The sequence below is a fragment of the Prevotella sp. AM23-5 genome (assembly GCF_003473645.1).
Lineage (GTDB): Bacteria > Bacteroidota > Bacteroidia > Bacteroidales > Bacteroidaceae > Prevotella > Prevotella copri_A.
This window is the reverse complement of the sequence record NZ_QUCG01000098.1, coordinates 1-8,759: the sequence shown is the minus strand read 5'-3', so window position 1 is coordinate 8,759 and position 8,759 is coordinate 1. Positions and strand designations below refer to the sequence as shown.

Genomic DNA, 8,759 nt, shown 5'->3' with positions numbered 1-8,759 from the left:
AAAGTGTTTGGATAGCCGATACAACTACCATAGGAGCAAGGCTATCACCCGTGACTTGGAGGAGAAGTACAATCTCCACAAGGCAGACCGCAAGCAACGCCAGGCAGACAATCCACTCCGCAAGGTGGATGTAAGCCAAGGCAATGTGAAGAAGCAGGTTGCCAATACTGTAAAATCACTCTGCACTACCTACAGGTTCCAGTCCTTGGGCGAGTACCGTGCACTTCTCTCCTTATATAATATATCCTTGGAGGAAGTCAGAGGCGAAGTTGGCGGTCGTGAGTATCATGGTTTTGTCTATTCTGCCACGGACGGACAGGGCAATAAGGTTGGAAATCCTTTCAAGGCTTCCAAGATTGACAAATCTGTCGGTGTGGAGGCAATAGAAAAGCGGTTCGCTTATTCTGCCAAGAAGTTCAAGGAGGACAAGAAACTCTCCGAGATGACCAAACATAGCGTAGAAGCAGTGTTGAAACAGACGTACCATAAGGATAAGTTCATAGAACTGCTGAAAGCAAAGGGTATTGATGTTGTTTTCCGACATACAGCTGACGGCCGTATCTACGGAGCAACATTCATTGACCACCGCACCCAAAGCGTGTTCAATGGTTCAAGGCTTGGAACGAATCTTTCTGCCAATGCCTTGCAGGAGCACTTCACCTTACCTTACGAGAATGAGCAGCCGATACCACTTACCATTCCAAAGGAAGATGGTGCAATCTCAGAACAAGAGCGTCACGATTCTAGCTTGTTCGATGAATACGGCAGCGGTCTTGGACTTATGGCTGGAGGCGGTCCTTCAAATGAAGCACAGGAAGCTGCATTTGACAGGGAGTTGCGTAGAAAGAAGAAGAAACGAAAAGGGCGAAGTCTTTAATCGTGTTATCAAGGTTGACTTTCTTATGCAATGGAGAAAGTCAGCCTTCAATCAAAAACAATTTGTATAACTTCAAAACAGAAAAAACAATGGCACAAGAAGACGATTTGAGAGCATTGGGAAAAATAATGGATTTTCTCCGTGCCGTGAGTATAATTCTCGCTATTATGAATGTGTATTGGTATTGCTATGAGGCAATGCGCATGTGGGGAGTGACAATCGGGGTGGTTGACAGAATCCTTATCAACTTCAACAGAACAGGTGGTTTATTTCATTCTATCCTCTATACCAAGCTGTTTTCGCTTCTGCTCCTGGCACTCTCATGTCTGGGAACCAAGGGCGTGAAAGCAGAAAAGATGAGTTGGAACAGGATTTGGACGGTTCTTGTCGTTGGCTCCTGTCTGTTCTTCCTCAACTGGTGGTTATTGCTTCTGCCTATATCACATTTGGGCAATGCCACGCTGTACATTTTTACAATGACAGCGGGTTATATCTGCCTGTTGATGGGAGGACTCTGGATTAGCAGGCTCTTGAAACACAACCTCATGGAAGATGTCTTCAATAATGAGAACGAGAGTTTCATGCAGGAGACCAAACTCATGGTGAACGAGTATTCTGTCAATCTGCCTACACGTTTTTACTATAAGAAGAAGTGGAACAAAGGTTGGATTAACGTGGTCAATCCCTTCCGTGCCTCGATGGTGCTCGGCACGCCGGGTTCGGGTAAGTCTTACGCCATTGTGAACAACTATATCAAGCAGCAGATTGAGAAAGGCTTTGCCATGTATATCTACGACTATAAGTTCCCCGATTTGTCAGAGATAGCCTACAATCACCTGCTTCATCACTTGGATGCCTACAAGGTAAAACCTCAGTTTTATGTCATCAACTTCGATGATCCGAGAAAGTCGCATCGGTGCAATCCTATCAATCCCGCCTTTATGACGGATATATCGGATGCCTACGAGAGTGCCTATACTATTATGCTCAACCTTAACCGTTCGTGGATTCAGAAGCAGGGAGACTTCTTTGTGGAGTCGCCGATTATCTTGCTGGCTGCCATCATTTGGTTTCTGAAGATATATGAGAAAGGAAAGTACTGCACCTTTCCCCATGCTATCGAGTTTCTGAACCGTCCTTACGCACAGATATTCCCGATACTCACTTCTTACGATGAACTTGCCAACTATCTTTCTCCCTTTATGGACGCTTGGGAGGGAGGAGCGCAGGATCAGTTGCAGGGACAGATAGCCAGTGCCAAGATACCGCTTTCACGAATGATTTCACCAGCCCTTTATTGGGTGATGACGGGCGATGATTTTTCGCTTGACATCAATAATCCCAAGGAGCCGAAAGTGCTGGTTGTAGGTAACAATCCCGACCGCCAGAATATCTATTCGGCAGCACTTGGTCTGTATAATAGCCGTATCGTGAAGCTCATCAATAAGAAGAAGCAGCTCAAATCGTCTGTGATAATCGACGAGTTGCCGACTATCTACTTTCGTGGGTTGGATAACCTTATCGCCACAGCCCGAAGCAACAAGGTCGCCGTGTGCTTGGGTTTTCAGGACTTTTCGCAGCTTACCCGTGACTATGGCGACAAGGAGAGCAAGGTAATCCAGAACACTGTAGGCAATGTGTTTAGCGGTCAAGTTGTGGGCGAAACTGCCAAGACACTTAGCGAACGCTTCGGAAAGGTGCTACAGCAACGGCAGTCCATGACCATCAACCGCAACGACAAATCCACCTCCATTTCCACGCAAATGGATAGCCTTATCCCGGCAAGCAAGATTTCCAACCTCACACAAGGTATATTCGTGGGTGCGGTGTCCGATAACTTCGACGAACGCATCGACCAAAAGATTTTCCATGCGGAGATAGTGGTGGATAGCGTCAAGGTGTCGGCAGAAATGAAAGCATACCAGCCTATCCCAGTGATAGTGGAATTCAAAAACGAAGATGGCTCCGATAATCTCAAAGAGACTATCGAAGCCAACTATCGTAAGGTAAAACAAGAGATACTGACGCTGGTTGATTCGGAGATTCAAAGGATAAAAAACACCCCTGCCTTGTCCCATCTCATTCCAGACAAGTAGTGCAAACACGGATTGGGTATTGTGGTTGCGGTGTTATGATTACGGACCGTAGCTATACCCACAGGTAAATCCTTATGATAGCTGTTAGCACTGATAAACTGCGGCTGTAACAAATCGTTTTCGGTTCAGTCGTTTCAGGTGGATACGAAGTGTAAGATTGTGCCACTCGATATGGTTGGTAGAACGGAAAACGGTACGGTGTATTTTTCAGCTGATGAGATAACTGTATTTTTTCAGTTTATCGGTGTAAATCATTTTGGCTTTGGACAGAAAAAGACTTTGAAGCACAACAGACAGAGTACGGTTGGTACGTCTGCCCACTTTAAAAGCCACAACCTTGCGAGTTTCTCTATCCAAGGCGTACACTAACCAGCGCGGATGATTTTTTTACCGATAAAAATGCGCATCTCATCCACTTCGTAGGTCTTGCCTACAGAGGTAGGTGGCTGCTTGATATTGCTTACTATCTGCAAAATCTTCTTAAGCAAGGTGGTAATGAAATTCCCAATATTCGTGCCGTACTGCGAATACCCAATCCCTCTTTGGTCAGTTGAGTGATTTTGGTGTCAGAGTTAGGAAGATAGGCTTTGTATGTGTAGTCAGTAATAAAACGCTTCTGGCAATGTTTGCATCGGTAGCGTTGTTTACCTGTACTACTTTTACCACTTTTGATAATATTGTTTGAGTAGCAATGTGGACATTGAAGCTCGACTCCCAATCTGGAGCATAAAGTGCCGAAGCGTTCTCGTATATTCATTTTCTTTGTTTTGGGTTACAAATATAGCAAAAGGCAGAGAATCTTTCCCTGCCTTTACGCCTAATCTTTTAAAAATCACATTGATAATCAGATGATTATTACAACAACTCCCGATTTGAAGCATTACCCATCTTATTCCATATTTAATTCCGCCAACGGGTAATGTTTTTTTCATTTTCGTAATCCTTTCAAAATAACAGTTCTTTCGCTTACTGGAATTTCTTTACGTCTTTTGGCCATTACCGCATTATCTAAATTTTAAATATGATGTTACGCTCATTCCATCCGTCATTTTATATTTCCCAAAATTGGTAAACTCAATGGTATCAATCTTGTTATCTTTTAATTTTAATATGATCATTGTTATATCACAGTGACTTAACTGCTTCAATGATTGGATATATTGTTTATCTACCCAAAGAGAGCGAACCGCTTCTGGATGTATGACGCACATTACCTTATACTCTGTTAAGGTTTCAAGTGGGATTATTCCCTCTATCCCCACTTTTCTATTTAGCACTTTGATAGGCATACCCACATATATGGGGAGACCAATTAACCTATTTGTCTTCAATATACCCTTGGACAATTGATACGGAGCAGATTTTATTGGTATTTTTTCATAAATAAGAGTATCTGATGAAGATGTGGCATAAAATCTTATTGGAAGATCATTGTCAAAATTAAGATTGTACCTTGAATATACCTTCCTTGCTCTACTTTTTGATCTTATTGATAATATATTCGCCCCAAAAAATATTGGGTTATCGGATATAACTACCAACGTATCATTAATCCCTAACACAAGATACAACCTGTTTTCTACACTTTTCTGGTAGTATTCTTCGTCTTGGGGCCAAATCCGGATACCATAATATGTTACATTGCTCTGAGAAAAATTAGTTGTTATAGAATCTGTTAGTTCATTATCTTCAGAATTTAGAGGACTACAGATTGGCGACTTTACTTCTAGTGCGTCTGTTGATTCATCATTTTTATAATTCAATGAGACTCTCGAAGAGCCAAGACAACAGCTGCACATAAATACATACAATATCAAAGATAAGGACTTCTTCATTTTTAGAGTGTTCAAAAGTTAATTAAAGGTCTGTGTTATTGAAAATCTTCAATAACACAGACTTACATAACATTATTACTTTTTCCTTGATTTAAGAATTAGGGTATGTTTAATTGGAGCATTAAAAGTTGCCCCTTCTCTATTATAGGTCCTACTTTTAGGTCGATACGAAAAATGTCCTATGGCTCCCAAAGCATTGTCAAAGTTTCTTGATGCCGTTTTTGATTCATCAGCATTATAATGGATCGTATTTCCATTAACAGAATACCCAGAGGATAAAACAAAGCATCCTTCTGTCCAAGATCTTGGATTTGTTCCTCCATAGTGGAATCTGATTCCTCGCTTACTTACGTTTCCTCCAACTCCAGGTTTTATCCATTGTGATCCAGCCGTCGGATTAATTATTGGATATGTTCCATCAGGAATCCTTCGACCACTTCCGTTCTTTGTACTTGGCTCTCCTCCTGGAGCAACATAGAACCCTGTGCCATTATCTGCTTCTCCAGATATATGATACACTCCTAGTGTATAACTGTCTTTTGTTTCACCTATTTCCAAGTTTAACAAATTCACTCGCTTCCCATGCTCTCCTTGTGAAAATTCATAGGTTTCTTTTTTATCTCCATTTGCGACATTAAAGACGTCATTTCCATCAGCTATTATGGGCGCATCTATCTTCCATTTTTTATTAACATAGGATATATTTATTGTGTCTGTGCCAATAGGATCAATAAAAGTAATTGGATTATAGGTATACGCATAACTTGAATTTCCATAATTCTTCTCTTCCAATATATCCGTACTAATCCACAAACTCACCCTCGGGTCATAGTACCTTGCTCCATAGTAATACAATCCCGTCTCCTCATCGAATTCCTTCGCATTGAAAAGATAAGGCGTATTCCAAATATTATTGCGCTCCTCAATGAACACCTCACCGAAAGGAACATACTCGATATGCTGCACCACCTCACCGTCAAGGTTGGTGATGTAACTACTGCTACCCAAATGGTCTGGGTGGTAGTAGAACTGCATCTTCTCGTATGTATCGCCTTCTTGGAAGTTATTCTTTGCAGCTCTCGCTAAAGCTCGTGTCTGAGCAGCCTCCAAGCTGCCGTCATTGCAGCAGAAGCCCTTGCCATCGACATAATCGTTGTTGTCCTCGCCGTTGTACGGCACTGCAAAGGTTGCATAATTATCCTTAATGACCTGCAACTGTTGAGTATATTTAACCTTATAATCAACAGACAAGCCATCAGTCTCACTACCTGCATACTGGATGCGGCGTGGGTCTGATCCGTAAGAGTCGAAGTCACCAATCTTGGAAACGACACGCTGACTACCAATATAGATGTGCTTGGTATAGCGTCCGCCTTGGTTGGCAACGAGATAAGGAGACACATAGAGTGAGAACTTGGCGGTGTTCGTGCGGCCTCCTGCAAACTCAGAGTTCACATAGACTTGGTCACTCTCGCCTGATGTCTTCACCGTACGCTCACCGTCTGCGTCATACCAATAATTCGTCACGAAGCCATTGTCATCAGAGGAAAGAAGACGGTTCTCCTCATCCCATTTAAGCTTGCGCTCTGCGGTCTTCTCGTCAGCAATGCCGTCCTTCTTCGTGCGACTTGTGTTGACGTAAACAAGATTGCCGTTAGCATCATACTCGTAGGCGTGGTTGTTGTTCACATTCTCGCTTTCGGATGGAGTCTCCTCTGTACGATAATTCACATCCTTAACGTTGGCAAGCTGGAATTTCTTGCCTGTGTCAGTTCCATAAGTGTACGACAAATCATAGCCAGCATTCAATGTACCATTGAACTGCACGTTGTTCTGCGTGAGAATCTGACGCTTCGAAGTGATACGGTGCATATTGTCGTAACCCATCGCAAGAGTGTAGCTTGCGGTCTTGTTGTCAGCACCAGTATAAGTGCCAGTTGCGCTTACAAGACGATAGAGTGCATCGTATGTATAGGCATGAGCCATCTGTCCGCCAGCCTTGCCACTCTGTGGAACTGACGCACCGTTTACTACGCTGAGCACATTGCTCACCGCATCGTAAGTGTAGGCGTTATCCATGATGGTGTTGCCACCACTGTTCACGGTGAGGTTCTGCAATCTACGACGCTGTGGGTCGTAGGTGTAGAATGTCTCAGCACCGTTGCAATATTTCAAGTATGTGCGCTGCTCGAACTTGTCATAGCCGATCTTGCTTACATAATCGTAGCCGTATGACTTGTAGCCATGAACCTTTTCAAGCTGACCACCGAGATTGTAAGAGTAAGTAATCTTCTCCTCATCAGGATAGATCATCTCCAACAGACGGTTGTGACTGTCATAAGTCCATTGCGTCACGTAGGTTGCTATCGCTTGGTTAGGCACAATCATCGTGCGGCGGGTCTTTGTTACTTCACCCATCTTGCCATAGAAGTATTCGATGGCACCCGTTCCGTCCTCACGGAGCATCAAGCGACCGATACGGTTCTGAGAGGCGTTGCGACCACCATAATAATACTTCACGTTGTTCTCCGGATGGTCCGGGTAGTTGATACCCGTCAGACGCTGATAGTCGTAATCGTAGGTGATGAACTTGCCTTCCTTGGCAAGGTTGGCAGTCTGCTTGGTCAGCACATTGCCGAGCGCATCGTATGTGAAGCTGGTGATGCCGCTTGCAGGATGGTTCACCTCAGTACGGCGGTCACCCATGTCGTAAGTAGAGGTCGTTACATTTCCCTCCGTGTCGGTGACACGAACAAGGCGCTGTATGCCGTCATACTCAAACGAGGTGGTAATCTCACCGTCAGGACCACTCTTCTGGATGGTCTTCAAGGTCTTGCCACTGCCATTGGTATGGGTAGCCTGAACATTATGGAGTGCGTCTGTTACGGTTGTAACAAGTGCATGACTGCCGTTGTCAACAGTATAGGCCGTAGTTGTCGTAGAGTTGTCCGGCAATGTCACTGAGGTAGCACGGTCGAGCACGTCATAAACAGTAACCGTTGGAGATACATTGTCAAATGACTTGTTGAACGTTGATTTCGATCCATTTCCTTCCGTTGTAGGATAGAATGCCTTTGCCACACGTCCGAAAGCGTCATACACGTTTCTTCCGCTGACTCCTCCGGGCGTTTGCGCGAAACTGCCGAGAGCGAAGCCTAACAGTAACAAAGAAGTAAACTTTCTCATGCGCTGTCAATTTGGAGTGTTTGAAAAATATAAAAACGTATGCCTCTGCCGCGCAGGGAGAGACCAGAGAGAGAACGGACTGTTACTACGGAGAAGAATTGTGATATAGGCTTGCTCCGTAAAGTCCTATTGTCACGTGGCAGGCCAATAGGCTTTACCACCAAACTAATGCTGCAAATATACAAAAATAATCTTAATAAACGGATATAATCTTTAAGAAATTTGCTGATTTGGTGTTTTTTTCTTATGATTTCGGTCGATTTTGCAGAATTTTTTTACATCTGTTGTATGTACAGGAGTTAGTTTGGCAAAAATACACAAATGGTCACGGCTTCTCTTTCTTATATAAGAATGTAAATCATGGTTTGAAACTGTACACACTCGGGGTACAAATGAAAACACTATATGCTTGTGCCGGAAAGGTATATATGAGCTGACGGTAGAGTCGTCATCAACAACAATGACCCTGATTTGATAAATTCAGCAGGAATACTTGCTATTCATTTTTATGATGGGGTTATGTTTACAAATTTGAGATTTCATGTAGAAAACAGGGGTATCTTATTATGATAAAAACATCAAGATACCCCTATATATAATAAGGTGTCATAACCGACAGACGGAGCGTGCTTGTTTTCCAACTATGCTTTGTTCTGTTTCTATATTCTTTGTTTCGTGTTTTTCAGCAGTATCTTGCTCCTGTGGCGGTGCGGTACAACGACAAAAATCGTTTCTCCTGTACGCTATTATATTATAAAGGTGTAG

General features: G+C 43.3%; 6 protein-coding genes and 1 pseudogene. 2 read left to right on the top strand and 5 right to left on the bottom strand.

Going from position 1 to position 8,759, the window contains the following annotated elements; all coding sequences use genetic code 11:
* The coding region (locus DW657_RS15570; RefSeq protein WP_118313348.1) for a relaxase at positions 1-877 on the top strand (877 nt) is incomplete at its 5' end.
* A gap of 89 nt (positions 878-966) precedes the next feature.
* The gene (gene mobC / locus DW657_RS15565) at positions 967-2,973 is read left to right on the top strand and encodes a conjugal transfer protein MobC (RefSeq protein WP_118313347.1); all 2,007 of its coding nucleotides are present in this window, start codon (positions 967-969) and stop codon (positions 2,971-2,973) included.
* A 207-nt stretch (positions 2,974-3,180) separates the two neighbouring features.
* On the opposite strand, the gene DW657_RS18725 is transcribed toward mobC, so the two are convergent.
* The 5 genes and pseudogenes from DW657_RS18725 to DW657_RS15550 all read right to left on the bottom strand — a co-directional run.
* Positions 3,181-3,306: a hypothetical protein gene (locus DW657_RS18725; protein ID WP_353888547.1), complete on the bottom strand. Its 126-nt coding sequence runs from the start codon at positions 3,304-3,306 to the stop codon at positions 3,181-3,183.
* Positions 3,307-3,436: 130 nt separating this feature from the next.
* Complete coding sequence (locus DW657_RS18720) at positions 3,437-3,730, bottom strand: IS1 family transposase (RefSeq protein WP_199658369.1); 294 nt, start codon at positions 3,728-3,730, stop codon at positions 3,437-3,439.
* Positions 3,633-3,905, bottom strand: coding sequence for a hypothetical protein (locus DW657_RS18220; RefSeq protein WP_068855006.1), 273 nt, complete (start codon positions 3,903-3,905; stop codon positions 3,633-3,635). Before DW657_RS18220 ends, DW657_RS18720 begins: the two co-directional genes overlap by 98 nt.
* 72 nt (positions 3,906-3,977) lie before the next feature.
* Entirely contained in the window at positions 3,978-4,808 is an 831-nt protein-coding gene (locus DW657_RS15555; RefSeq protein WP_225451465.1) for a hypothetical protein, read from the bottom strand.
* A gap of 75 nt (positions 4,809-4,883) precedes the next feature.
* Positions 4,884-7,925: pseudogene (locus DW657_RS15550) on the bottom strand (RHS repeat-associated core domain-containing protein); the annotation flags it as partial.
* Positions 7,926-8,759 lie beyond the last annotated feature (834 nt).